The sequence below is a fragment of the Micromonospora sp. NPDC049107 genome, assembly GCF_040648595.1.
Classification (GTDB): Bacteria; Actinomycetota; Actinomycetes; order Mycobacteriales; family Micromonosporaceae; genus Micromonospora.
This window is the reverse complement of record NZ_JBEZEC010000016.1, coordinates 40,240-64,903: the sequence shown is the minus strand read 5'-3', so window position 1 is coordinate 64,903 and position 24,664 is coordinate 40,240. Positions and strand designations below refer to the sequence as shown.

General features: G+C 72.2%; 24 protein-coding genes. 11 read left to right on the top strand and 13 right to left on the bottom strand.

The window, feature by feature from the left end; all coding sequences use genetic code 11:
- Nucleotides 1–14: 14 nt before the first annotated feature.
- From AB0B55_RS30750 to AB0B55_RS30740, 3 genes are all read right to left on the bottom strand, one after another.
- Complete coding sequence (locus AB0B55_RS30750) at nt 15–734, bottom strand: carbonic anhydrase (RefSeq protein WP_357175541.1); 720 nt, start codon at nt 732–734, stop codon at nt 15–17.
- Between the two features lie 131 nt (nt 735–865).
- Nucleotides 866–1,684, bottom strand: a complete 819-nt coding sequence (locus AB0B55_RS30745; protein ID WP_357175539.1) for an alpha/beta fold hydrolase — start codon at nt 1,682–1,684, stop codon at nt 866–868.
- 28 nt (nt 1,685–1,712) lie between these two features.
- Nucleotides 1,713–2,414, bottom strand: coding sequence for a DUF4097 family beta strand repeat-containing protein (locus AB0B55_RS30740; RefSeq protein ID WP_357175536.1), 702 nt, complete (start codon nt 2,412–2,414; stop codon nt 1,713–1,715).
- Between the two features lie 196 nt (nt 2,415–2,610).
- Here AB0B55_RS30740 and AB0B55_RS30735 point away from each other — a divergent pair, with 196 nt between their 5' ends.
- Nucleotides 2,611–3,327 (top strand): helix-turn-helix domain-containing protein, encoded by a 717-nt coding sequence (locus tag AB0B55_RS30735; protein ID WP_357121978.1) that lies wholly within the window; start codon nt 2,611–2,613, stop codon nt 3,325–3,327.
- On the opposite strand, the gene AB0B55_RS30730 is transcribed toward AB0B55_RS30735, so the two are convergent.
- Both AB0B55_RS30730 and AB0B55_RS30725 read right to left on the bottom strand, forming a co-directional pair.
- Nucleotides 3,324–5,366, bottom strand: coding sequence for a glycogen debranching N-terminal domain-containing protein (locus AB0B55_RS30730; RefSeq protein WP_357122199.1), 2,043 nt, complete (start codon nt 5,364–5,366; stop codon nt 3,324–3,326). The genes AB0B55_RS30735 and AB0B55_RS30730 overlap by 4 nt on opposite strands.
- A gap of 5 nt (nt 5,367–5,371) precedes the next feature.
- Nucleotides 5,372–5,746 (bottom strand): SCP2 sterol-binding domain-containing protein, encoded by a 375-nt coding sequence (locus AB0B55_RS30725; RefSeq protein WP_357121981.1) that lies wholly within the window; start codon nt 5,744–5,746, stop codon nt 5,372–5,374.
- Nucleotides 5,747–5,863: 117 nt separating this feature from the next.
- Between AB0B55_RS30725 and AB0B55_RS30720 the strand changes: the two genes are divergently transcribed.
- Complete coding sequence (locus tag AB0B55_RS30720) at nt 5,864–6,364, top strand: DUF6584 family protein (protein ID WP_357175533.1); 501 nt, start codon at nt 5,864–5,866, stop codon at nt 6,362–6,364.
- A 164-nt stretch (nt 6,365–6,528) separates the two neighbouring features.
- On the opposite strand, the gene AB0B55_RS30715 is transcribed toward AB0B55_RS30720, so the two are convergent.
- Entirely contained in the window at nt 6,529–7,545 is a 1,017-nt protein-coding gene (locus AB0B55_RS30715; RefSeq protein WP_357175529.1) for a carboxypeptidase regulatory-like domain-containing protein, read from the bottom strand.
- Nucleotides 7,546–7,657: 112 nt separating this feature from the next.
- On the bottom strand, nt 7,658–8,170 hold the full coding sequence (locus AB0B55_RS30710; protein ID WP_357175526.1) for a hypothetical protein: 513 nt from the start codon (nt 8,168–8,170) through the stop codon (nt 7,658–7,660).
- Nucleotides 8,171–8,408: 238 nt separating this feature from the next.
- Here AB0B55_RS30710 and AB0B55_RS30705 point away from each other — a divergent pair, with 238 nt between their 5' ends.
- The 3 genes from AB0B55_RS30705 (at nt 8,409) to AB0B55_RS30695 (ending at nt 11,131) form a co-directional block, all read left to right on the top strand.
- A complete protein-coding gene (locus AB0B55_RS30705) occupies nt 8,409–9,359 on the top strand; it encodes an SRPBCC family protein (RefSeq protein WP_357175523.1) in 951 nt (316 codons plus the stop codon).
- Between the two features lie 23 nt (nt 9,360–9,382).
- Nucleotides 9,383–10,555, top strand: coding sequence for a zinc-dependent alcohol dehydrogenase (locus tag AB0B55_RS30700; RefSeq protein WP_357175520.1), 1,173 nt, complete (start codon nt 9,383–9,385; stop codon nt 10,553–10,555).
- Between the two features lie 189 nt (nt 10,556–10,744).
- Nucleotides 10,745–11,131 (top strand): DUF2267 domain-containing protein, encoded by a 387-nt coding sequence (locus AB0B55_RS30695; protein WP_357121999.1) that lies wholly within the window; start codon nt 10,745–10,747, stop codon nt 11,129–11,131.
- Between the two features lie 128 nt (nt 11,132–11,259).
- Here the strand turns inward: AB0B55_RS30695 and AB0B55_RS30690 are convergent, their stop codons facing one another.
- The gene (locus AB0B55_RS30690) at nt 11,260–12,738 is read right to left on the bottom strand and encodes a glutamate--cysteine ligase (protein WP_357175517.1); all 1,479 of its coding nucleotides are present in this window, start codon (nt 12,736–12,738) and stop codon (nt 11,260–11,262) included.
- Between the two features lie 163 nt (nt 12,739–12,901).
- Between AB0B55_RS30690 and AB0B55_RS30685 the strand changes: the two genes are divergently transcribed.
- Nucleotides 12,902–13,240: a DUF3817 domain-containing protein gene (locus tag AB0B55_RS30685; RefSeq protein WP_357122005.1), complete on the top strand. Its 339-nt coding sequence runs from the start codon at nt 12,902–12,904 to the stop codon at nt 13,238–13,240.
- Between the two features lie 18 nt (nt 13,241–13,258).
- Here AB0B55_RS30685 and AB0B55_RS30680 read toward each other — a convergent pair whose 3' ends face one another.
- Nucleotides 13,259–13,807, bottom strand: a complete 549-nt coding sequence (locus AB0B55_RS30680) for a hypothetical protein (RefSeq protein WP_357122202.1) — start codon at nt 13,805–13,807, stop codon at nt 13,259–13,261.
- Between the two features lie 142 nt (nt 13,808–13,949).
- On the opposite strand from AB0B55_RS30680, the gene AB0B55_RS30675 reads away from it, so the two are divergent.
- The 3 genes from AB0B55_RS30675 to AB0B55_RS30665 are packed head-to-tail and all read left to right on the top strand — an operon-like array spanning nt 13,950 to nt 17,977.
- Nucleotides 13,950–15,074 carry a Vms1/Ankzf1 family peptidyl-tRNA hydrolase gene (locus AB0B55_RS30675; protein WP_357175514.1) on the top strand — a complete coding sequence of 375 codons (1,125 nt, stop codon included), beginning with the start codon at nt 13,950–13,952 and terminating at the stop codon, nt 15,072–15,074.
- Nucleotides 15,067–16,821, top strand: coding sequence for a thiamine pyrophosphate-binding protein (locus AB0B55_RS30670; protein ID WP_357175511.1), 1,755 nt, complete (start codon nt 15,067–15,069; stop codon nt 16,819–16,821). Before AB0B55_RS30675 ends, AB0B55_RS30670 begins: the two co-directional genes overlap by 8 nt.
- A 49-nt stretch (nt 16,822–16,870) precedes the next feature.
- Complete coding sequence (locus AB0B55_RS30665) at nt 16,871–17,977, top strand: iron-containing redox enzyme family protein (protein WP_357122014.1); 1,107 nt, start codon at nt 16,871–16,873, stop codon at nt 17,975–17,977.
- Nucleotides 17,978–17,982: 5 nt separating this feature from the next.
- Here AB0B55_RS30665 and AB0B55_RS30660 read toward each other — a convergent pair whose 3' ends face one another.
- Nucleotides 17,983–18,213: a CDGSH iron-sulfur domain-containing protein gene (locus AB0B55_RS30660; protein ID WP_357175508.1), complete on the bottom strand. Its 231-nt coding sequence runs from the start codon at nt 18,211–18,213 to the stop codon at nt 17,983–17,985.
- Nucleotides 18,214–18,389: 176 nt separating this feature from the next.
- Between AB0B55_RS30660 and AB0B55_RS30655 the strand changes: the two genes are divergently transcribed.
- Entirely contained in the window at nt 18,390–19,802 is a 1,413-nt protein-coding gene (locus AB0B55_RS30655; protein ID WP_357175505.1) for a hypothetical protein, read from the top strand.
- A 222-nt stretch (nt 19,803–20,024) separates the two neighbouring features.
- Nucleotides 20,025–21,167 (top strand): SigB/SigF/SigG family RNA polymerase sigma factor, encoded by a 1,143-nt coding sequence (locus tag AB0B55_RS30650; protein ID WP_355052419.1) that lies wholly within the window; start codon nt 20,025–20,027, stop codon nt 21,165–21,167.
- Nucleotides 21,168–21,230: 63 nt separating this feature from the next.
- Here the strand turns inward: AB0B55_RS30650 and ctaD are convergent, their stop codons facing one another.
- The 3 genes from ctaD to AB0B55_RS30635 form a co-directional block, all read right to left on the bottom strand.
- Nucleotides 21,231–23,225 (bottom strand): cytochrome c oxidase subunit I, encoded by a 1,995-nt coding sequence (gene ctaD, locus AB0B55_RS30645; RefSeq protein WP_357122023.1) that lies wholly within the window; start codon nt 23,223–23,225, stop codon nt 21,231–21,233.
- Nucleotides 23,226–23,349: 124 nt separating this feature from the next.
- The gene (locus AB0B55_RS30640; protein WP_357122026.1) at nt 23,350–24,078 is read right to left on the bottom strand and encodes an STAS domain-containing protein; all 729 of its coding nucleotides are present in this window, start codon (nt 24,076–24,078) and stop codon (nt 23,350–23,352) included.
- 93 nt (nt 24,079–24,171) lie between these two features.
- Nucleotides 24,172–24,621, bottom strand: a complete 450-nt coding sequence (locus AB0B55_RS30635) for a DUF4383 domain-containing protein (protein WP_357122204.1) — start codon at nt 24,619–24,621, stop codon at nt 24,172–24,174.
- Between the last annotated feature and the right edge of the window lie 43 nt (nt 24,622–24,664).

Below are 24,664 nucleotides of genomic sequence, written 5' to 3'. Positions count from 1 at the left end.
GGGAAGACAAGCCGTCAGGCGACCAGGGAGACCCGTCCGTTGTCCAGGTCGTAGCGGGCGCCCACGACCCGCAGCGCGCCCTGACGCACCTTCTCGGCGATGATCGGGCTGCGCGCCGACAATGCCCGAACCTGGGCGGCGATGTTGGCGCGGACGGCGTTCTCCACCGGGTCGCCGGGCTGGTCCAGCACCGGCTCGACCACCGGGCGGAGGCTGTCGACGATGGTGCCGATGTGTCCGGGAGCGGTGCCGCCGGTGTGGATGGCGTCGATGGTGGCCGTGATCGCGCCGCAGCGTTCGTGCCCGAGGACGACGATCAGCAGGCTGCCGAACTCCTCCACGGCGAACTCGACGCTGCCCAGCAGCAGGTCGTCGACGATGTTGCCGGCCACCCGGTTGTCGAACAGGTCACCGAGCCCCTGGTCGAACAGCACCTCGGGCGCGACCCGGGAGTCGGCGCAGCCGACCGTGACAGCGAATGGGTGCTGGCCGGCGGCGAGGCGGTGCAGGTCGTCGAGGCCCTGGTGCGGGTGCCGACCGTGACCGCTGGTGAAGCGGTGGTTGCCGGCGAGCAGCCGACGCAGCGCCTCGGCCGGCGTGGCAACGGTGTCGTCGGCCGGCGGCGCGGCGGCGGCGCTCGCCGCGGACGGACCGGCGACGGCCGCGCCGAGCGCGACGGCCGTCGCGCCGCCGGCGGCCAGCAGGGAACGGCGAGACAGCGGGGTACGAGGCACAGTGATCTCCCGAGGGTGAGGCGGTTGCCTTCTTCCTACCAGGCGATCATCCACAGTGGTGCGCCGGTTCCCCGCCGCCGCCCCGGCCACCCGGTCGCGCGCGGCGGCCGGGGGGACCGGGGTTCGGTGTGTCAGCGGTGCTCGCTGTCGAGGGCGGCGACCTCGCGTACGGCCTGGGCGACGGCCGCGAAGTCCTTCTTGAGGATCGCGCCGTGGTTGCTGGCGACCTTCGCGTGGACTCGGATGTTCGGGTTGCGCGTGGTCACCGCGTCGAGGCTGGCGCGGATGCGTTCCTGCTCGTCTCCCTTGCTGCCGAGGGACGTTCCCGAGGCGACCACGTACCGCACCGGGACGGTGATGCCGTCCAGCACCGGACCCAGTTCGCGTTCCCGGGAGAGCCGGCCCAGCTCGATGTTGCTCTCCGCCTGCTGGGCGGCGCTCATGCGCGGGGTCAGGCCGGTCGGCCGCAGCAGCGGCGTGAACCAGCCCAGGCGCCGGAACAGCTTGCGGATCCGCAGCTCCATGGCGTCGTCGAGCCAGTCGTGCGGGAACGCGCCGTCGACCAGTACCGCGCCGATCGTGCGGTCCGGGTTGCGGTGGGCCCAGTGGGCGCCGACGACGGCCCCGTACGACCAGCCGACGAGCACCGCCCGCTGGACGCCTCGGGCGGCGAGAACGGCGTCGACGTCCCGGACGGCCGCCTCGAAGGAGTAGTCCGCCGAGCGTCCCGATTTTCTGCCGCGGGCCCGCTCGTCGTAGGTGATGTGCCGCCATCGGGTGCCCAGGTCGGTGATGACGTTGCGCCAGTACCCCTGGGTGGCGAACTGGCCGTTGAGGAAGACCACCGGGACGCCCGCGCCGCCGGTGTCGGTGACGGCCAGGGCGGTGTCGTCGACCGGCACCATGCCGGTCCACGGCGAAGGGGTCGAGGAGGGGGTGTTCGTCGTCATTGTCGTACTCCTTGAAGGGGTTGGGTTGTCAGAGGCTGCGGGCGGTGATGTCGCCCGACGAGGTGGTGGCGTGGATGTCGAGGTCGGCGCTGCCGTGGTTGACCAGGGCGTTGCTGATGCGCCCGTGGCCGGTGCCGGCGTGCAGGGCGGCCGAGACGCCGGTGGCGGCGGCGACCGAGATGTCGCCGGACTGGGTACGCAGCACGAGCCGGCCTCGCGTCGCCTGCGCGACGCGGATGTCGCCCCGCGTGGTGCTGATCTCGGCGGGGCCGTTGAGCTGACCGACCTCGACGGTGCCGTCGACGGCGGTGAGGCGCATGCTCGCCGCCTCGTCGACCTTGATGTGGCGGTACGCGCCGTCCACGGTGACGTCACCGAGGCGTCCGACGCCGCGCAGCTCGGCGCTGGCGGCCCTGACCTCGACGCGGGAGTCGGCGGGCAGTTGGATGGTGACCTCCACCGAGCCGGTGGGGCCCAGGAGCTGGTTGTCGGGGGACGCGGTCGTGACCCGCAGGACGCCGTCGGCGTACGCGATGGTGGTCTGCTCGGCGGCCCGGGTGTCGCGGCTGCGGCCGGCGTCGGCGGGCCGGACCTCGACGGTGGTGTCCGCGCGGTCGGCGGCGATGAGTTGGACGCGCCCGGCGGGGATGTCCAGGACGGCGGCGATGGGGGCGGGGGTGGCGAAGCTCTGCACGGCGTTCTCCGATGCTCTCTCCGGTGTTTCTGACATTGGAAACGCTACGTTGCTTTCCAGTTAGTGGCAACAGCCTTGTTGCGTAGGTGGGTAGTAAGGGCAGCTCAGAGCGTTATAAACGTTGCAACCGATCTGCCGCTAAAGCAACGGCCGGCGTTACCGCCATTGCAATCGACTGGCGGTGAACGCTATGGTGGCAATGCCGTTGAGGACGACCACCGAGGAGATCACCGTGCCGGGAGGCAGACTCACCCAGCAGGACCGTCAGCAGATCGCGTCCGGGCTGGCCGACAGCCTCCCGTACGCCGAGATCGCCCGACGCCTCGACCGTCCGACCTCGACGATCACCCGCGAGGTGCTGCGCAACGGCGGCCCGAACGCCTACCGGGCCGAGCTGGCCCACCGCGCCACCGAACGCCGCGCCCGCCGCCGCGTGCCGTCCGCCACCCGGACCGCCGAGGCGATCCCGCAGCCGCACGGCCGCGACGCCGAGGCCGTCGCCGAGTACGAGGAGGTGTTCACCACCGTCCTCATGGCCACGGGTCTGAACAAGATGGGAGCCCGGGTACTGACCTGCCTGTTCACCACCGACACGGGCAGCCTCACCGCGGCGGAGCTGGCCCAGCGTCTGCACGTCAGCCCGGCGTCCATCTCCAAGGCCATCAGCTTCCTGGAGAGTCAGAGTCTCGTCCGCCGCGAGCGCGACGAGCGCCGCCGCGACCGCTACGTCATCGACACCGAACTCTTCTACCAGGCGACGATGGCCAGCGCCCGCGCCAACGACCAACTCATCGCGACAGCACGTGAGGGCGTCGCCGTCCTCGGCCCCGGCACCCCGGCCGCCGCCCGCCTGGAGAACATCGCCCGCTTCCTCGACTTCATCAGCGAGAGCATCACCCGCGCCGCCGAACAGGCCCGTGCCGTCCTGCACACGCGGGCGGTGAACTAGTTCCGGTCCGGGCGGTGCCGGGCGTACGCGTCGACGAGCCCCCAGCGTCCGGGAATGTCCAGCAGCGCGATCCGGTCGAAGGCGGACGGCAGCGCGGGATTGACGGCCAGGTGTTCCTCGTGCGGGTCGAGGCCGAGCAGGGTGCGCAGCAGCAGCATCGGCGCTCCGCTGGACCACGCCTGCGGGCTGCCGGCGGTGGGATACCGGACCGGGTACCGGGTGGTGCTGCGGTCGAAGCCCCCGAACGCCTCGGGCAGCCGCCCCTGGAAGTAGGTCGCGGCCGACAGGATGCCCTCGGCGATGCGGCCCGCCTCGCTGAGGAACCCGTAACGGCGCAGGCCCCACGCGATGAACGAGTTGTCGAACGGCCAGACGGTGCCGTTGTGGTAGCCGAGCGGGTTGTAGCGGCTCTGCCCGGAGGCGAAGGTCCGCACGCCCCAGCCGGAGAAGAGCGCCGGACCCATCAGGTGCTCGACGACCCGCGCGGCCCGGTCGGGCGCCACGATGCCGCTCCACAGCAGGTGGCCGATGTTCGAGGAGAGGCTGTCCACGGGAGTGCCGTCGTGGTCGAGCGCGAGGGCGTAGTAGCCACGGTCCTCGAGCCAGAAGTCCCGGTTGAAGCGCTCGTACAACGCCGCCGCCTCGCGTTCCAGCCGCTCGGCGTAGTCGCGGTCGCCCCAGAACGTACGCGCCAGCCGCGCGCCACGGAGCTTGGCGTCGTAGGCGTACCCCTGGACCTCACACGTCGCCCTCGGGAACCCGGGCAGCCGGCCGTCGGCGTAGGAGATGCTGTCCCAGGAGTCCTTCCAACACTGGTTGTCCAGGCCGGTGGCCCGGTTGCGCCGCTGGTACCAGACGTAGCCGGTCGACGTCAGGTCCGCGTACGCGTCGATCCAGTCCAGGGCCGCGCGAGCCTCCTGCTCCAACTCCATCACCAACGCGGTGTCGCCGCTCCACCGCTCGTACTCGTCGAGCAGCACCACGAACAGGGGCGACGCGTCGACGGTGCCGTAGTAGGGGGAGTGTGGCTGCTCCTCGAACGCGGCCGACTCCCCGTAGCGCAGCTCGTGCAGGATCCGGCCGGGATCCTCCTCCAGCACGTCGTCGGTCCGGGCGCCCTGGAGCGAGGCGAGGATCCGCAGTGTCGGCGGGGTCAGCGACGGCGTGACGGGCAGGGTCTGTAGGCAGGTCAGCAGGCTGTCGCGGCCGAACAGGGTCATGAACCAGGGGAGCCCGGCCGCGGGTACGGCAGCTCCGCCGAGTGACAGCGGCGCGAACCGCAGCGCCGCGAGGTCCACCAGGCTGCGGTGGTAGACCTGTTGGAGGGTGGCGCTCTCGGTGTCCAGCGTCGGCGCCTGCGCCACCCACTCGCGCACGCTGTCCGGCAGTGTCGACTCGTCCGGGCGTAGCGCGCGCAGGGCGGCGCGCAGGTCGACGCCGTCCGGTCGCAGCGCCCGCATGACCACCCGCAACCGGGTGTCCCACTGCTCCCCGGGCCGCAGCCGTACCGCGTACCGCAGGCCGCGCGCGTCGATGGTGGCCGACTCGCTCGTCGACACGACGACCTCACGCCGGTACGTCCCGCGTCGATAACCGACCCGCAACTCGTTCGGCTCGACGTCGGTGTAGTAGCTGCCCGCCTTGTCCTGGATATCGAACTTGATCTCGAAGATGTCGGCGAAGTCGGCCTCGACCTCCAGTCGCACGTCGAGGTCCACCACTCCCTGGCCGTAGTTGAAGATCGTCAGCGTCTCGGTGAGGTCCGGGCCGATGCGTCGCCGCCGGATCGCGGACACGTCCGCCTCCACGTAGTCGACGGCCCCGCCCGGCACCACGAAGAACGTGACCTCGTAGTACTGGCTGTCGTCCACCGACAGGGCGGCCAACCGCTCGCCGTTCACAGTGAGCACCCAGCGGGACAGATAGCGCGTGTCGTTGGCGAACAGCCCCACCGGCGTTGCGGGCGACGACTCCACGTCTCCACTGGCGTCCGACACGATGAAGGTGTTGCCGTCGATGCACGACACCGTGCCCGGGATGTCCCTCACGGCGCGCTGGTCGCCGTCGGCTGGTCGGCTCCCGCGCCACCCTCGGCCGCGCGGGGAAACAGTCGCCCGATGCGCAACGCCAGGGCGAGGTCGCCGTCGACCAGGATCTCGCCGCGCTCGATCGCCGCCAGCCCGTTCACCTCGCCGCGCGCCATCGACTCCGCCACCTGTGCCGGCACCCTGATGACGGTGTCGGCCGGGTCCCCGCTCTGCGACACCTCTAGCTTGCCGTGGTCGATGACCAGGAGCCACTGCTCCAGGTCGTCCCCGTCGGCGATGTCGAAGCGCACACTTCCGCACACCTTGCTGAACCGCGGATCGCGGCACGCGGCGGCCAGCCGCTCGAAGAAGTCGCTGGTCGCCGTCGTCATCCCACCTCCCGGCCCGAGAAAGAGCGGACGACGGCTACCCGCTGCGGCCCGTTGCTAACGCCCGACCGACGGAAATGAGCTGTCGGCGTGGCAGGCGCACCGCTCAGAATGTCCGCCGTGGCGAAGGAACAGGTGCTGGCGAGGGTGGCGGCGGATCTGGAGCGCGGGCACGTGCACCCCGCGATGCAACGCCTGGCGAGCCTGACCGCCGCGTACCCCGACGACCTGGCGGTGCGGGCGCGGCGTGCCGCGCTCTACCGGCAGGTGGGCAACGTGGCCGAGGCGGGGCGATGGGGCTTCCTCGGCGAGGACGCCGACGCGCGGGAGGTCGCCGCGTTCGAGCAGGCCTACGGGAACGCCTGGCGGCGTCTGCGGGCGTTGCGGGTGACCGCCGACCCCGGCGCCAGACTCGGGCCGGTGGCGGGCCCGCGCTTCGCGCGACTGCTGGAGCAGGCCGGCCGGTACGGGCCCGTCACCTGGACCGATGAGGGGCCACGTCCCGATGAGCCGAGTTCGTGGCGAGACGGGTTGGGCTGCCTGGTGGCGGCGGTGATCGGCGTGGTGCTGGTGGCGCTGTGCGTGGTCGGCCTGGCCACCGTGCTCCGGTGGGTGTTCTAGGGGGGCCTGTTTCATAAGAACTGGTCGGCCTGCGGCGGGCCCGGACGACGACCGGCGGCGTTGCGGTGGTGTCCGGATACACCACCGGTATCCGGACGCCACCGCGCCTTGCCGGATCGCCGCCCGGACTCCGCCTCGGCTCGACCGCCCTTATGAAACAGGCCCTAGTCGAGGTCGAAGTCGACCACGACCGGCGTTCGCCCGACCCGCAGGGGAGTCGCGGCGTCGAAGCCGGCCGCGTCGCGGTGCCACACCGGCGGGGCGTACGCGCAGTCGCAGCGCAGCTTCACCCGCTGCCCGGGGAGCAGGCGCAGGGCGTACCCGCTCCCCACGTCCGCCACGCCGGCAAGGTCTCCGGTGCTGGCGTCGAAGGCAAGCACCTGGGCGTAGGTGAGCAACTCGTCGACGCGTACCGCCCCGCTGACCGGGGTGCCGGCGGGCAGCGCCTGGTCCAGGGTCGTCGTCCGCGCGGCGCGGACCCGGACCTTTCGCGCCTGCGCCCGGCTGCCCACCCCGCCGGACCAGACGGTGGCGTACCCACCCGCGGCGAACTGCACCGGCCACTCGTACGGCCCGAGGCCCGTGATCGTGTAGCGGCCGTTCTCATCGGTTGTGGGCCCGTGGTCGTCGTACTTGGGGTCCGGCACGTACGGCACCACCATCACCAGCGCTCGCGGGACCGGGGCGTCGGTCGCCGCGTCGGTCACCACTCCGACGACCGTGCCGGGCGGATCGAGCCGGATGTCGGGCGCGTTGGTCACCGTGCCGGCCCGGACCCGGATGACGTACGCGCGCTCGCGCTCACCGGTGCCGCCGTGCCGGCCGACCCACTGCCAGCCGTGCCGGGTCGTGTCGTAGGGCCGCACGAGCAACCGGTAGTCCCCGGGTGCGACGTCACCGGTCACCAGGCTGCCCTGCTCGTCGGCGCAGCCGCCGTACCGGCCGAGCTGGTCCTCCCCGAGGGTGACCGCCGTCAGCGCCGCGGCGTCGATGGGCACGAGCGCGGCGCAGGCGCGGGGCACCGGCGCGCCGGTGGCCGCGTCCCGCACGACGGCGCGAACGCCGCCGGGCGCGGGCGACACCTGCCGGGGGGTACGCGCGCCAGCGGGCGCGGCGGCCTCCACGACGAGCAGCGCGATGGCGATGGTGGTGGTCAGCTTGCGCAGGAGGGTGGGGCTCACGGGCGTGCTCCTCGCGGCGACGGAACGGGGGTGCGCCGACGGTAACGGAGCGTTGCTGATCCAAATCGGTCAATGTCGTGATGCTGACTGAAGGTGACGTGCTGCCGGTTGATCAGCGTTGTGTTCCGGACACACCGCCAGGTCTGGCGTGGGCGGCGAGCCATGTGGGCGGCAGGGTGAGGGTGTGGAACCACTCGCGCGGCACCTGATCGAAGTACGGTCCCTTGAGGACCGGCTTTCCCCCGCCGAACCGGTCGGCCGCCGCGGCGGCCCGCCGGGCGCTGAAGCGCCAACCGCCCGTTGCCCGGGAAGTGATGATCCTGCCGCCTCGGGCGATACCGACGTTACGGTTCGGATTTGGCCGGGTGCTGGTCTTCCAGATGCGGCCCGTGAAGTAGACGATGAAGTCGATCTGGGACCACGGTTCGCGCGTCGCGGGCCGGCCGTACTCGTCCGGGCCCAGGTATACGCCCTGTTCGTCAACGGCGAAGAGCAACTCCTGCCGGACCGCGCGGCCGACGCGGCCCCGCATCAGGGCGAGCATGGTCGCCTCGAACCCCAGCCCAATGATGACGAACATGTAGCGCTCGGACAGGTCCTGTAGGCCGATCACCACGGCGGTCATCGGCAGAGCGCTGTACAGCGCCAGCGTGAGCCCGGTCAGGATGCGGCTCTGCCGAACCTCGTATGCCCCATCCATTTTCATGACTACAAGATAGCGGTGATCATCAACAAGGTCTGATCGGCGTTCTCCCTCAATTCGGGCGCGTAGGGAGGATCCAGCGCATAGCGTCACGGTGGCGGCTCACGGCCGCCCGCGTCGGTGGCCGCCGGCGCTCGCGCCGACCGAAGGGGACCGGCTCATGGACCGGGTCGACAACATGCTCCTGCCGGAGCTGGACGGCCCGGTGCCGACCGCGGCGACGCGGGCGCTGGGTCTGCTGAGCCTGGCCCTGGGCGTGGGCGCGCTGGCCGCGCCCCGGACCCTGGCCCGCCTGACCGGCGTCGACGACTCACCCGCCGCGCGGGCCGTGATCCCCGCCGTCGGAACGCGGGAGGTGATCCACGCGGTCGGTCTGCTCACCGGCCGCCGCCCGGCCGGTTGGGCGTGGACCCGGGTCGTTGGTGACGCCCTGGACCTGACGCTGCTGGGCCGGGCCATGGTCGACCGGCGGGGGGAGCGTCGCCGCCGCCTGGCCCTGACCACGGCCGCGATCGCCGGCATCACCGCCCTGGACGTCGCCACCGCGATCGCCGCCGGTCGTGCCCGCCGGGCCCGGGAGCGGATGATCCGGATGGAGATCGCGGTGACGGTCAACCGGTCACCCGCCGAGGCGTACCGGTTCTGGCGTGACGTGGAGAACCTGCCCCGGTTCATGGCGCACCTGGAGTCGGTACGCGCCGACGACCTGCGCCTCTCGCACTGGGTCGCCCGTGGACCGGCCGGTCGCCGCGTCGAATGGGACGCCGAGATCATCGACGATCAGCCAAACAGGTCGATCACCTGGCGGTCGCTGCCCGGCAGTCGGGTGGCGAACGCCGGTCGGGTCGCGTTCGTACCCGCCCCGGGCGACCGCGGCACCGAGGTCCGGGTGCAACTGCGCTACGCGCCACCGGCGGGCGCGCTCGGCCGGGCCGTGGCGAAGCTCTTCGGCGAGGAGCCCGAGCAGCAGGTCCGTGACGACCTGCGCCGATTCAAGCAGGTACTGGAGGCCGGCGAGGTGGTCCGCTCCGAGGGCAGCCCGAACGGCATCTCCGTACGCCAGCAGGCGATGCAGCGACCCGCGCAGCCGCTGCCGCCGACCCGGCGCTGACCGTTTCTCGAAGGGGCGAAGCAATGAAGGCCACCGCCTGGATGGGCGCCGACACCGTCAGGGTGATCGACGTACCCGAGCCGACGATCATGAACGCCCGGGACGCCATCGTGCGGGTCAGCACCACCGCGATCTGCGGCTCCGACCTGCACCTCTACCACGGCTACATCCCCGCGATGCGCAAGGGCGACATCCTCGGCCACGAGTTCATGGGGGAGGTGGTGGAGGTCGGGCCGCAGGTCCGCAACCTCAAGCCCGGCGACCGGGTGGTGGTGCCGTTCCCGATCGCCTGCGGGCACTGCTCCTCCTGCCAGCGTGGCCTCTACTCGGTGTGCGAGAACTCCAACCCCAACGCCGGCATCGCCGAGAAGGTCATGGGCCACTCACCGGCCGGCATCTTCGGCTACTCCCACCTGCTGGGCGGGTACGCGGGCGGCCAGGCCGAGTACGCGCGGGTGCCGTTCGCCGACGTCGGCCCGCTCAAGGTGCCCGACGAGATCCCGGACGACCAGGCCGTCCTGCTCGCCGACGTCTTTCCGACCGGCTACCTGGGCGCCGAGATGTGCGACATCAAACCCGGGCAGGTCATCGCGATCTGGGGCGCGGGGCCGGTGGGGCTACTCGCCGCGGCCAGCGCCCGGCTGCTCGGCGCGGAGCGGGTGATCGTCATCGACCGGTTCCCCTACCGGCTGCGTCTCGCCGCCGAGCACGCCGACGCCGAGACGATCAACTACGAGGACGTCGACGTGCTGGACACCCTCAACGAGATGACCGCCGGTCGGGGCCCCGACGCGTGCATCGACGCGGTCGGTCTGGAGGGCCACCACGCCAACTCCGCGATGTACGCGTACGACCGGGCCAAGCAGGCCACCCGGACCGAGACGGAACGGCCGTTCGCCCTGCGGGAGGCGATCCTGGCCTGCCGATCCGGGGGAGTGGTGTCGGTCATCGGCGCGTACGGCGGCTTCGTCGACAAGTTCCCGATGGGCGCGTTCATGAACCGGTCACTTATCATGCGGACCGGTCAGTGTCATGTGCAGCGCTACACCCGCCCCCTGCTGGAGCGCATCCAACGCGGCGAGATCGACCCGAGCTTCATCGTCAGCCACCGCATGCCGCTGCGCGACGCCCCGAAGGGCTACAAGATCTTCCAGAAGAAGCAGGACGACTGCACCAAGGTGCTCCTCAAGGTCTGACCGCCCCAGCTCCCGCGATCTTGCACTTTCTGCGGCGACACAAGGGGCATACCACCCCATGTTGACGACCGAAACCGCAAGATCGGCGCGAGGGGGGTGGCGCGTTTGTGGTCCGTGGGCTCGGGAACGCCGTCCGTTCGTCCGTTAGCCGGCCTGCGCGCCGGTCCAGGAGGCGAAAGGGAGCGGGTCATGGAGTACGAGCAGATGATCGCGACCGTACGACAGCGCGGAGGGCTCGGGGAGAACGAGGCCGTGCGCTCGGTGCAGGCCGTCCTGTCGGTGCTCGGCGAACGGCTCGCCGGCCAGGAGGCCGACAACCTGGCGGCACAGTTGCCCGATCGGCTGAACGGTTCTGTCACCCGAAACCCCCAGGGACGCCGGTGGGACGTCGACGAGTTCCTGAAGAAGGTCGGCGACCGTGAGCAGGTGTCGAACGGGGACCAGGTGCGTCAACACGCCCAGGTGGTGCTGAACACCGTCGCCGAGGCGCTCGACGACGACGACCGGCACGACCTGCTGGCGCAGTTGCCCGGCGGCATCACCGACCTCTTCGGTGTCCCCACCCCACGCGGCTGAGCGCGGTCACGCTCGCAGCGGGCGCGGACCCCGGCCGCCACGGTCAGGGTCCCCGCCGCCGTGGTCATCGACGTGCGACGTCCGAGCCGATGGGCCGACGGTCGACGGCCGGCGAGAACGGGCGATCGTCAGGGAATCGGCCACTCGTGCACCGGCCGGTTGCTGTGCATCAGCTCCACGTAGTGCCGCACCACCTCGCGCAGCGCCTCCGGCCGGTCCAGGTGATCGGTGGACTCCAACCGGTGCAGCGTCGCCACCTGCCAGGTCGCGCCGTTGCGGTTGGTCAGGCAGCGTTGCTCGATGACGCCCAGCAGACGGTCCCGCTCGGTCGGGTCGAGGCCCCACCGGTCCAGCCCGTGGTGCGCCATCGGTAGCAGCCGGCGCAGCACCAGCTCGGTGACCGGCAGGTAGCCGAGGCCGGGCCAGAAGACCTGCGCGTCGATGCCGTGCCGGGCGCAACTGGTGAAGTTCTCCTCGGCGGCGCTGAACGACATCTGTGACCACAGTGGCCGGTCCGACTCGGCGAGGGCGCGGACCAGTCCGAAGTAGAAGGCCCCGTTGGCGATGGTGTCCAGCACGGTCGGCCCGGCCGGCAGCACCCGGTTCTCCACGCGCAGGTGCGGCCGGCCGCGCGACACGTCGTACACCGGACGGTTCCAGCGGTAGATCGTGCCGTTGTGCAGCCGCAGCTCGGCGAGGTTCGGCACCTCGCCGGCCGCCAGGGTCTGCGTCGGGTCCTGCGGGTCGCACACCGGCAGCAGCGCCGGGAAGTAGCGGACGTTCTCCTCGAACAGGTCGAAGACGCTGGTGATCCAGCGTTCGCCGAACCAGACTCTGGGGCGTACCCCCTGGGCTTTGATCTCTTCCGGCCGGGTGTCGGTGGCCTGCTGAAACAGCGGGATGCGGGTCTCGCGCCACAGCTCCCGACCGAACAGCAGCGGCGCGTTCGCCCCGAGCGCCACCTGGATGCCGGCGACCACCTGGGCGGCGTTCCAGTAGTCGGCGAACTGCGCCGGGCTGACCTGGAGGTGGAACTGGGTGCTGGTGCAGGCCGCCTCCGGGGTGATCGTGTCGGCGGTGACCGCCAGGCGCTCCACCCCGGAGATGGCGATCGGCAGGTCCTCGCCCCGCGCCGCGAAGATCTGCTCGTTGAGCAGCTTGTAGCGCGGGTTGGCCGACAGCGTCTCGGCGGTGAGGTGCTCGGGACGCAACGTCGGCAGGATGCCGATCATGACCATGTGCGCGCCGATCGTGCGGGCCTTCTCCTCGGCGGCGTTGAGGCTGGCGCGCACGTGCTCCTCGAAGTCGAGGGTGCCGGTGCCGGTCAAGCGGCGCGGTGGCACATTGATCTCGATGTTGAACTGGCCCAGCTCCGTCTGGAAGCTCGGATCCTCGATGGCCGCCAACACGTCGGCGTTGCGCATGGCCGGATTCGACGCCTCGTCCACGAGGTTCAGCTCGATCTCCAGCCCCGTCATCGGCCGGTCGATGTCGAACCGCGACTCCCGCAGCATCTCGGCGAAGACATCCAGGCAGTTCCGCACCTTTTCGCGGTAGCGGGCCCGATCCTCCCGACTGAAGGTCCGTACGCCGACATCCTCGCCCATGGTCACCGCCCTGTCACCGCTGGTTCCCCCTAACCTCGCACGTGGCCGTACGAGCGGGGAAGACCCGAGGGTTCTTTCCTACCCAGTGGCGGGCCCCGTGACCCCTGTCGCACGCTCTGTGGTCGGCGAGAGCGCGAACGGCCGGCACCGCTAGCATTGCCGGATGCGCGAGAAGGTGACCCGGCTGTTCGTCGCGGCGGCGATCGCCGAGGCCTGCTCCTGGCTGGCCCTGCTGGTGGGGATGGCCGTCAAGTACGGTCCGCCGGACAATGAGCTGGGCGTCAAGATCTTCGGGCCGATCCACGGCGGCCTGTTCATCGCGTACGGGTTGCTGGTGCTCGCGGTGGCGCGGCTGCGCCGCTGGAGCCTGCCGGTGACCCTCGTGGCGCTGGCGTGCGCCGTGCCGCCGTTCGCCACGCTGATCTTCGAACGCTGGGCACATCGCCGGGGCATGCTCGGCGGCGACCGGCAGCCGGTCCGCGAGCCCGCCCCGGTCGGCTGACCGGCCCCGGCCGAGCGCTCAGGTCAGCGCGGAACAGGCCGCGACGCCGGCCAACAGCAGAGCGCCGATCGTCGCCTGCAACAGCAGCGGTGGTCCCAGGTGTGACCAGAGGGTCGCGGTACGCGGGGTGAGCAACTGCCCGGTGGTCAGGTTGACGATCCGCTCGATCCGCGGCGGCAGCTCCGGATCGCGCTGCGGGCGCAGGGTGAGCTGCACCTGATCGGCCGGGTGCAGGGCGCTCTGCGGCAGGTGTCCGTGCAGCTCGACCTCGCAGAGCTGACCGGCGGTGTTCCGCAGGCGGACCGGGGTGACCAGGTACTCCGGGCCCTGCTTCAGCTCCTTCCAGCGTCGGCGGGCGCCACCGCCGCCGAACGAGAACAGCGCGCGCAGCAGCAGGGCCGGCAGCCGGGCGAACGCGGCCGCGGCGAGCACCGCGACCAGCACCGGTTGGCCGACGCGTATCTCGCGGGTGTAGCCGTCCAACAGGCGGACCAGCCGTCCCGTGACGATCCGCTCCGTCGGGTGCACGATCCGCCGGGTATCGAGTCCGCTGTCCATTTCCACCACCGAGAGTCCGCTTGTGTTCACTGATCGTATCGATGTCCCCGGTTGAACGACGTGAATGAAACCTGGTCACGGGCTCACGCCCGCGAGGTGACATCCCGGGCGACGGGGGTAAGCGGGCGGTCGAGCTGGAAAGGGGTCGAGCATGCAGCTGTCCTTCCTGCGCCCGCTCTACGACCGACCCGGGCCGTGGTGCTCGGTGTACCTGGACGCCTCCGCCGACACCGAGGACGCCCACCCGGCGCTGGACCTACGCTGGCGCGCCCTGGAACGCCGCCTGGCCGAACAGGGGGCGGACGAGGCGAGCGTCGCCGCGCTGGACCGGGTGATCCGGGGTCACGACCCGATGGTCGGGGACTACGGCCTGGCGGTCTTCGCCAGCCACGGTCAGGTGGTGCTCTCCGAGTACCTGTCCGCGCCGCCGCTGCGCGACCTGGCGAGTTACGGGCCGTTGCCGCACGTCATGCCGCTGCTCGCCCAGCGCGGCGAACAGGTGGCGTGGGTCCGGGTGGTCGCCGACCGTACCGGGGGCGACGCTGTCGCGGTCAGCGCGGGCGGCGTACCCCGACGGGCGCACGTCGCCGGCCGGGAGAGCTTCCCGCTGCGTCGGGTCCAGCCCGGCGGCTGGTCGCAGTCGCGCTACCAGCGGGCCGCCATGGAGGCGTGGCACCAGAACGCCGGCGACGTCACCGCCGCGACCGTGGAGCTGGCCGACCGCGTCGGCGCGGACGTCGTGGTGGTGGCCGGTGACGTCCGGGCCACCGGGATGATCGCCGCGCAGATGCCGCCGCGCTGGCAGGACCTGGTCGTCCGCACCGACGCGGGCTCCCGGGCCGGCGGCGCCGACCAGAGCATGCTGGACGACCTCACGGTGCAGACCATCGCCGAGGTCGCCGACCAGCGGATCACCGCCGCGCTGGACAAGTTCGGCGTGCAGGAGGACGTCGGCGCGGGACTCGACGCGGTCGTGTCGGCCCTGCAACGCAACCAGGTCGACACGATGCTCATCGTCGACGACCCGTCGGCCAACGGCGAGCTGTGGATCGGCCCCGAGCCGACCGAGATCGCCGTCGACCCGGCCCAGTTGAGCGCGATGTCGGTCGGCGACCCGCAGCGGGTCCGCGCCGACGCGGCGCTGGTCCGGGCCCTGGTGGGCACCGACGCGGCGTTGACGGTGCTCGGCGCGGACGAGGCGCCGCAGCTCACCGACGGCGTCGGCGCGGTCCTGCGGTACGTCGACGAAGGCACCCCGGGACGCGGCAATGGCTGAGCGCCGGGTCGCGGACCTGGTGGTCGAGCGGATGCGGGCCTGGCGGGTACCGCGCGCCTTCGGCTACCCCGGAGCGGCGATCGCCCCGCTGGTCGAGGCGCTGGAGGACGCCGGGGGCGACCCGGCGTTCGTTCCGGCCCGGCACGAGGAGACCGCCTCGTTCATGGCCACCGGGCACGCCAAGTTCACCGGTGGCATCGGGGTCTGCCTGGCCACCCAGGGACCGAGCGCGGTGCAACTGCTCAACGGCCTGTACGACGCCAAGCTCGACAGCAAGCCGGTCGTGGCGATCGTCGGTGAGGACGTCACCGGGCCGCTGGGCGGCGCGCACCAGCAGATCGGGTTGAGCCGGCTCTTCGGCGACGTGTGCAACCAGTTCGTCCGGTACGGCCGCAGCCCGGCGTCCGTACCCGCGCTGCTGGACCAGGCGTTCCGCACCGCGGCGGCGACGCGGAGCCCGACGTGCGTGGTGCTGCCCCGGTACCTGCAGGAGGCCCTGGTGCCGGACCTGGGGACGCACGCGGCGGGCGTGATCACGGCGACCCCCGGTGAGCCGCTGGCCCGGGTGCTGCCGCACGAGGTGGACCTCGACGCCGCCGCGCAGGTGCTCGGCAACGGCCAGCGCACCGCGATCCTGGTGGGCCAGGGTGCCCGGGGCGCCGCCGCCGAGATCGTCGAGCTGGCCGACCGCCTCGGCGCCGGGGTGGCGACGTCCCTGCTGGGCAAGCCGATCCTGGACGAGCGCCTGCCCTTTCACGCCGGGGTGCTCGGGGAGGTCGGCACGCCGGCTGCGGCCGAGCTGATGGGTGGCTGTGACACGCTGCTGCTGGTCGGTACGAACGACCCGTGGACCGACTACTTCCCGATGCCCGACCAGGCCCGCACGGTGCAGATCGACATCGACGGCACCCGCATCGGCAGCCGCTACCCGGCCGACGTCCCGCTGGTCGGTGACGCCACCGAGACGCTGCGGGCACTGCTGGAGCGGGTGCCCGCCCGGCCGCACCAACAGTGGCGCGCGACGGTGGAGAGCACCGTCGACCGCTGGCGCGCGACCGCCGCCGACCGGGCCGCCGCGCCGGCCGAACCGATCAACCCGCAGCTCGTCCTGCAGGAGCTGTCCACCCGGGTGCCGCACGCCGGGTCGGTGGCGGTCGATGTCGGCTCGGTCCTCTACTGGTACGCCCGGCACCTCGTCCTGCCGCCCGGGGTGAACGCGCAACTCTGCGGCACCCTCGGTTCGATGGGCTGCGCCCTGCCGTACGCGGTGGCCGCCAAGCTCGCGGCCCCGGATGCGCCGGTGGTCGCGCTGCTCGGCGACGGGGCCATGCAACTCAACGGCCTCGCCGAGCTGATCACGGTGTCGCATCACTGGCAGGACTGGGCCGACCCACGGTTGGTGGTGCTCGTGCTCAACAACCGCGACCACAACGGCATGGGCGGTGGACGGGAATCGTCCGGGGACCCGATGGGCCGCCGTCCCGACGTGCCGTACGCGGGCTGGGCCCGGCTGCTCGGGCTGCACGGCGTCCGGGTGGACCGTCCGGAGCTGGTCGGCGCGGCCTGGGACGAGGCGCTCGCCGCGGACCGGCCCTGCGTCCTGGAGGCCGTGGTCGACGCGACGGTCTCGTTGGCGCCCCCGGAACCGGCCTTCGCCGACCTGCGTGGGCTGTACGCCGAGGGCGAACCGGCCCGGCGCGTCCGCGAGCAGGTGGAGCAGGCCGTGGCCGTCGAGGATCTCGTTTAGGCGCACGCCACCAGGGCATCAGTAGCGGCCCGACGACCCTGGAGGTCCCATGCCGGAGCCCGCCGACCGCCGCTACGGTCCCGCGCCCCTGCCGCAGCCGCGCGGCCCGCTGTCGGCGGCGGTGACCGACGCGCTGCGACGCGCGCCGTACGACCTGCCGGCGGACCTCGGCGTCGACCTCGACCCGGCGGACCCGCTGACCGACGAGGATCTGCAGCTGACCCTGTTCCTCTGCTACGAGCTGCACTACCGGGGCTGGCAGGGCGTCGACGAGGGTTGGGAGTGGCAGCCCACCCTGCTGGCGCTGCGGGCCCGCGCCGAGCGCCCCTTCGAGGCGGCGCTGCGCCGGCTGGCCGACGTGCCGGCGGTGCCGGCGGACGGCGTCGCGGCCGGGCTGGCCGAGCTGGTCGCGGCCGACGACGGGCCGTCGCTGGCCGCCGCGCTCCAACGGCGTGCCGACCTCACCCAGTTCCGCGAGTTCGTCGCCCACCGCTCGGTCTACCACCTGCGCGAGGCGGACCCGCACAGCTGGGCGTTGCCGCGCCTCGGCGGCCCCGCCAAGGCCGCCCTCGTGGAGATCCAGACCGACGAGTACGGCAACGGGCGGTTGGACCGGATGCACGCCGAGCTGTTCCGGCGCACCCTGGAACGGCTGGGCCTGGACACCGGCTACGGGACTCACCTGGACGTGGTGCCCGCCGTGACCCTGGCGACCAACAACCTGATGTCCCTGTTCGGGCTGCACCGACGGCTGCGCGGGGCGCTGCTCGGGCACCTGGCGGCCTTCGAGATGACCTCGTCCCTGCCGAACCGCCGCTACGGCAACGGACTGCGCCGCCTCGGCCTGGACGAGGTGGCGACCCGCTTCTACGACGAGCACGTGGAGGCGGACGCGGTGCACGAGCAGATCGCCGCGCACGACCTGTGCGGCGGCCTGGTCCGGACCGAGCCGGCGCTCGCTCCGGACGTGCTCTTCGGCGCGGCGGCGGCGCTCGCGGTGGACCGGCTCTTCGCGGCGCACCTGCTGGACAGTTGGGCGGCCGGCCGCAGCTCGCTGCGGTCACCCGCCCCGCCGACCCCGCCGCCGACCGTCCCGCTCGTCGGCGTGGGTCCGGTGTCCGTGACGACCCCGCCGGCGCCGATCGCGCTGGTCTGATCCGCTCAGCCCTCGCGGGTGGTGCCCGCCCTGAAGCTGATCGCCTTGTGGGTGCCGTCGCAGAACGGCTTGAGCGCCGACCTGCCGCAGCGGCACAGCGCCACCGTGCCCCGCGGGGCGTCGATCCGTTCGCCGTCCGGGGTCACCAGCGCGAAGTCGCCGCGGACGAGCAGTGGACCGTCCTCGTACGGGGTGATCGTGGCGGCGGCGGGCTCGCTGGTGTCGTCGGTGCGCATGGGCCCCGATGTGCCCGCCCCAGCCCCGGTGAAACCTGCGCGGCCGATCGTCGGTGATGACCGGCGCAACCCGCTGACCAGCGGATTGTGACCGCCGGGTGGGTGATGCCCCGTTTGAACCCCATCGGGACGGGAAGCCGGGCCGCGTGGTGAGCGAACGAGGCAAGGTGGGGCCGGTGCACAAGGTGCACAAGGGGCTCACGGCCGATGGCGCCGGCCTGGCCGGCGACCGGGTCGTGGCCCAGGGCAGCGCTGCCCGGGTGCTGGTCGCCGCCACCGCCCGGGCGCTGCGGGGCGCGGACTGCGCCGACCTCGGGCACACCGGGCCGATCTCGCGGTTTCCGACGGCGCCCGAGCCGGTTCGCCGGGCCGCGGCGACCCGAGCCGCCGGGCGGGTCGCCCTCACCGTCGACCAGATCGGTGAGGTGGACGCGGCCCGGGTGGCCCGCTGGTTCGTCGACCAGTACCCGCGCCGCAGCTATCCGGGGGTGCTCATCGGGTCGCCGCACGGCGCGGCCGCCCACCTGGCGGTCGCTCTCGGCGTGCCGTGGCTGCCCGCCGGCTTCGAGATGACCGTGCACTGGAGCGACGGGGCCGTGGACCGTCCCCGGGAGGCGCTGGCGCACGGGGGCGCGCTCGCCGAGCGGCTGGTCGGCGGCAACCCCGACGTGCACCTGCGCCAGGTGCACTGCCCGGCCAGCCGGGGAACCCTCACCGGCGTCACCGTGTCGCTGGCCGCCCGCTGGCGGTCGCTGCCGGCCGCGTACGCGCAGTTCCTGACCGACCGGCTCAGCGCCGACGCCCCGGTGCTGCTGGTGCGGGACGCGCGCACCTGGCCGGTGCTGGAACGCGGGCCCGGGCACAGCTTCCAGGTCGGCTGCCCGGCGAGCGGACTGGACCCGGTGGACTTCCACCCCGACAGCCACGCCCTGCGGCAGGTCCTGCGGGCGGTGGGCGGCGACGCCGCCCGGTGGGCGCCGCCGGAGGTGTCGGTGCCGTCTGGCGACGCCGAGTACGGCATGGACCCCGGATTCGAGATCTCCGCGCGGGACTTCGCGGACCGTCACGGTCGCCCGCTGCATCGGGTGCTGGTGCCCCGGCCGGGAGCGTTGAGCGCGGCTGTGGCCGACCTCTACCGGCACTGGTTGCGGGCCGCCGGCAAGACCGGTGACCGGTTGGTGGTGGAATGCGGTCGGCTGCTCGATCCGTGGCAGGTGGTGCGGGCGGGGCTGGTGCCGTACTGGTGCGAGAACGCCACCCGCCGCAGCGTGGACGAGGCCGAGTGGTGGCTGGCCGGCAGCGAGGAGTTCAGCTCGGTGGACGTCCTGCCCGAGCCGCCCGGTATGCGCTCGCCCGCCCTGGCCGGGCTCCCGCAGTGGTTGGCGGTGGCGGGCTTCGGCCGACGACGCCGGGCTCTTGACCGGACCTCCGCGCGGGGCTATCCGGTGACGTCCGTGCCGACGCGCCGGGCCACCGAGGTCATGCGCGCCCAGCCGTACGACCTGCCCGTCCCGCCCCCGCTGGGGGTCGCAGAGGCCCTGTCGGTGCTCCGTGACACCGGCGGCCACCAGGGGTTGCTCGTCTCCTGAAGGGGAGGACGCCGAAACTTCCTCGCGAACCCGGGGTCCCGTGATTGAGTACCTACGGAGCGGGAACATCGCTGGCTGCGACGACCTGATCGCGCTGCGTAGAGATGTTGTCGCCCGCTGGCATCCCAGTCACTGACCCACTTTCCGGCCCGGTGCGTGGCTCGACCACGCGCACGACCGGTTTCCCGATCCGGGCGGGGGACCTTCCTGAGGGAGGCGCGGATGTTCGGACAGACGAGCACGACCACGACCACACCACCACCCACCGAGCGTGGTCTGGAGGACCTCGACGCGGCGGCGCTGGCGTACGCGGCCCGGATCGAAGGGCTGCCGCCGGAGCGGCGACAGGAGGCGCGCGACGACCTGGTCCGCTTCGCGCTGCCGTTCGCCGGCCGGCTGGCCCGCCGTTACCGGGGGCGGGGCGAACCGCTTGAGGACCTGGAGCAGGTGGCCCGCCTGGGGCTGGTCAACGCCGTCGACAGGTACGACCCGGAGCGGGGTTCGTTCACGGCGTACGCGGCGATCACCATCGTGGGCGAGATCAAGCGCCACTTCCGGGACCGCACCTGGGGCGTGCACGTGCCCCGGCGGCTGCGTGATCTGATCCTCGAGGTGGGGCAGGCCACCGCCGCGCTGACCAGCGAGTTGTCCCGCGCGCCGTCGGTGGCCGAGCTGTCGGCCCGACTGGAGACGCCGGAGGAGGAGATTCTCGCGGCGTTGGAGTCGGCGGCCGGCTACAGCCCGGCGTCGCTGAACGCGCCGGTCGGCGGGGAGAGCTCCGCGGAGTTCGGCGACCTGGTCGGCGAGTCGGACAACGCCCTCGAATCGGTCGACGACCGGGTGACGGTGAGCGGCCTGCTGCACCGGCTGCCCTGGCGTGAGCGCCGCATCCTCGCCATGCGCTTCTACGGCAACCAGACCCAGGCGGAGATCGCCGCCCGGTTCGGCATCTCGCAGATGCACGTGTCCCGCCTGCTGTCGCGGGCGCTGACCTGGCTGCGGCAGGCCATGCTCGCCGACGCCCCACCGCCCTGGCAGAACGGCGCCGCCGAACCGGATCCGGGCAAGACCCGCATCTCGGTACGGCAGAACGGTGACCGGGTGGTCGTCGAGGTCGGCGGCGAGGTCGACCGCGACGGCGCGGACCAGCTACGCCGCGCGATGTTGGAGGCCGTCACCGGCCAGCCGAGCGAGGTCGTCGTCGACCTGGTCGGGGCGGGCGGGTTCGACGCCGGCGGGATCGCCGCGCTGGTGGCCGGTCGGGAGGCAGCCGAGCGTACCGGCGTGCCGTTGCGGCTGACCCGGGTACAGCCGGCGGTGCGCCGCTCGCTCACCGCCGCCGGGCTCCCGCCCGCTCGGGACTGATCCGCCGAGACAGCAGGGGCCCGACACCGAAGGAGGTGTCGGGCCCCTTGGCGCGTACGACTCTCAGCGGTCCTCGGTCTCACCGCCGTCGCTGTGCGGGTGCCGCCAGCGTTCGTGCGGCTTCGGCGCGTCCTGCGCGTCCTTCGGCGCGTCGCTCTGCTCGAAGCTGGGCCGGCGTACGCCCTCGGGCTCGGGTACGTCCACCGGGCGGGCGCCGGACTCGGGCGCCGGGTGGTAGCGGGCCGCCTCCATGGCGCCGTGCGCGCCCTCGGGCGCGGGTGACTCCGGCGCGTGGTGCTCGAGGTGTATCTCGTCGCCGAACTGCTGGGGTGGCTTCGTGGTGCGCTGCGGCAGGTCCCGGCCCAGGTCGGCGACGAGTGGGCCGTACTTCAGGTCGAACGCCGGCCGCTCGGAGCGGATGCGGGGCATCTTGTCGAAGTTGCGCAGCGGCGGCGGGCAGGTGGTCGCCCACTCCAGCGAGTTGCCGAAGCCCCACGGGTCGTCCACTGTGACCATCGCGCCGTACCGCCAGGACTTCCAGGCGTTGTAGATGAAGAAGAGCGTGGACAGGCCGAGGATGAACGCGAAGATGCTGGAGATGGTGTTCAGCGTGGTGAAGCCGTCGCTGGGCAGGTAGTCGGCGTACCGGCGGGGCATGCCCTCGGCGCCCAGCCAGTGGTGCACCAGGAAGGTGCCGTGGAACCCGATGAACATCGTCCAGAAGTGCGCCTTGCCGAGCCGCTCGTCGAGCAGCCGTCCGGTCATCTTCGGCCACCAGAAGTAGTAGCCGCCGAAGAGCGCGAAGACCACCGTGCCGAACACGACGTAGTGGAAGTGCGCCACCACGAAGTAGCTGTCGTGGGTGTGCCAGTCGACCGGCGGGCTGGCCAGCAGCACCCCGGTGAGGCCGCCGAGAAGGAAGGTCACCAGGAAGCCGATGGCGAACAGCATCGGCGTCTCGAAGGTGAGCTGCCCCTTCCACATGGTGCCGATCCAGTTGAAGAACTTCACTCCGGTGGGCACCGCGATCAGGTAGCTCAGGATGCTGAAGAACGGCAGCAGCACCTGCCCGGTGGCGAACATGTGGTGCGCCCACACGGTCATCGAGAGCACGGTGATGGCGATGGTGGCCAGCACGATCCCGGTGTAGCCGAACAGCGGTTTGCGGGAGAACACCGGGATGATCTCGGTGATGATGCCGAAGAACGGCAGGGCGATGATGTACACCTCGGGATGGCCGAAGAACCAGAACAGGTGCTGCCAGAGCATGGGGCCGCCGGTGGCCGCGTCGTACACGTGCGCGTTGAGCAACCGGTCGGCCGAGAGCGCCAGCAGCGCGGCGGCCAGCAGTGGGAAGACGAGGATCACCAGCACGCTGGTAAACAGCATGTTCCAGGTGAAGATCGGCATCCGGAACATGGTCATCCCGGGCGCGCGCAACGTGAGGATCGTGGTGATCAGGTTGACCGCGCCGAGAATGGTGCCCAGGCCGGAGACCACCAGGCCGAGCACCCACATGTTCGCGCCCACGCCGGGACTGTTCTCGACGCTGCTCAGCGGGCTGTAGGCGGTCCAGCCGAAGTCCGCCGAGCCGCCCGGCGTGACGAACCCGGCGACCACCATGAGACCGCCGAACAGGTACAGCCAGTACGCCAGGGCGTTGAGCCGGGGGAACGACACGTCCGGCGCGCCGATCTGGATCGGCACGATGAAGTTGGCGAATCCGAAGGCGGCGGGCGTGGCGAACAGCAGCAGCATCACCGCGCCGTGCGAGGTGAAGAGCTGGTTGTACTGCTCGGAGGAGAGGAACTGCAGGCCCGGCCGGGCCAGCTCGGCGCGCATCACCATCGCCTGCAGGCCCGCCACCAGGAAGAACCCGAAGGAGGTCAGCAGGTACAGCACGCCGATCTGCTTGTGGTCGGTGGTGGCGAGGAACTTGATCAGGGAGTTGCCGGGGACCGGCGTCCGCAGCGCCCCGGGAAAACCCCCGAAGCGGGCCGGTGCCAGGATCGCCGGTCCCCGATCGCGAACGGGTTCCGTGGTTACCCGCTTGGGCATGGCTGCTCACCCCGTCGTGACGGCAGAAAGGACGGGCGTGCCTACCCGACCCTTGCACCATGTAACCAGGCTTAAGCGGTGAATTCGGTCAGATCGCTGGTACCGGTCGAAGTGCCCCGCGGCCTCACGCCGCCGGCAGCATCGCCCAGACGGCCTTGCCCTGACCCGCCGGCACGCTGCCCCACCGCTGCGCCAGCTCGCGGACCAGCAGCAGCCCGCGGCCACCCTCGGCCCGCAGGTCCAGGCCGGCGGGTTGGGCCGCCGACGGGCTGCCGTCCACCACGGCCAGGTGCAGGTACGGCCGCCGCAGCGTCACGGTCACCTGCATGGGGGTGCCCACGTGCCGGACGACGTTGCCGACGAGCTCGGTGAGCACCAGAGCCGCCGGACCCGCCGCGTCGGGCAGGTTCCACCGGGCGCACGCGTCGCCGACCAGCTCCCGGGCCCGCCGGCACGCCTCCGCCACCGGCTCCAACCGGGCGCGGATCCGCAGCGCTCTCTGCTCGCCGGCCACCCTCGTCGCCTCCGCGCAGTTCAGCGAGACCGGAACCACCCGGCACGTCGTCGACTCGGCCAGCCAACGGGCGGCGGCTGGCGGCGGGGCGCAGAGCACCACCGGCACGGCCGGCCACTCCTCGGCACGCCGGGCCGTCGCCGCGAAGACCGACAGCGCCAGCCGGTCCCGCACGTTCACTCGGGCGAGGTCGACCACCAGCGCCTCCGGCTGGGCCGCCAACGCGCCGTCCAGCGCCTGGTGCACCGACCGCATCGTGCCCAGGTCCAGGGCGCCGGTGAGCCGGACGACCGCCACCGGTGCCGTGTCGCGCACCTCGCAGGTGATCCGGCTGGCCATCGGGGCGTCCTCGATTCGCTGGTGGGTCGGGATCTGCCCACTACCCGAGGTTCCGCGCCATCAAACCGGACCGACCGGCCAGGGCGACGCGGCTCACGGTCGCCGGGGCCGCGCGGTCAGCAGACCCAGCGCGATCAGACCGAGGCCCAGGCCGAGGTGCAGCCAACCGTCGGCGGCGTTGACCGGCAGGACGTTCGCGCCGGTGTCGTGGTCCACCGCCAGTCCGTAGAGCCAGAGCACCAGGTAGACCGCGCCGCCGCCGACCAGGAAGGTCCGCGCGCCGCCGACCGTCCGCGCCAGCGCCAGGCCGACGACCCCGAACAGCAGGTGTACGAGGTTGTGCAGCACCGACACCTGGAAGGCGCCGAACAGGAACGCGCCCGAGGTGTGCCCCGCGAAGCGCAGGTTCTGCGTACCGCTGGTGATCCCCGGGACGAAGCCGAGCACACCGACCAGCAGGAACACGACGGACGCGGTGCTGGCCGCGCGGCGGACCGGCGGCTTGCCGTCCGCCGGGTTGGCTCGCGCCCGGGAGTGCGCCATCGGTCCGACCATCACCGGCTCCCTCGCTGCGCGGCAGGCGTAC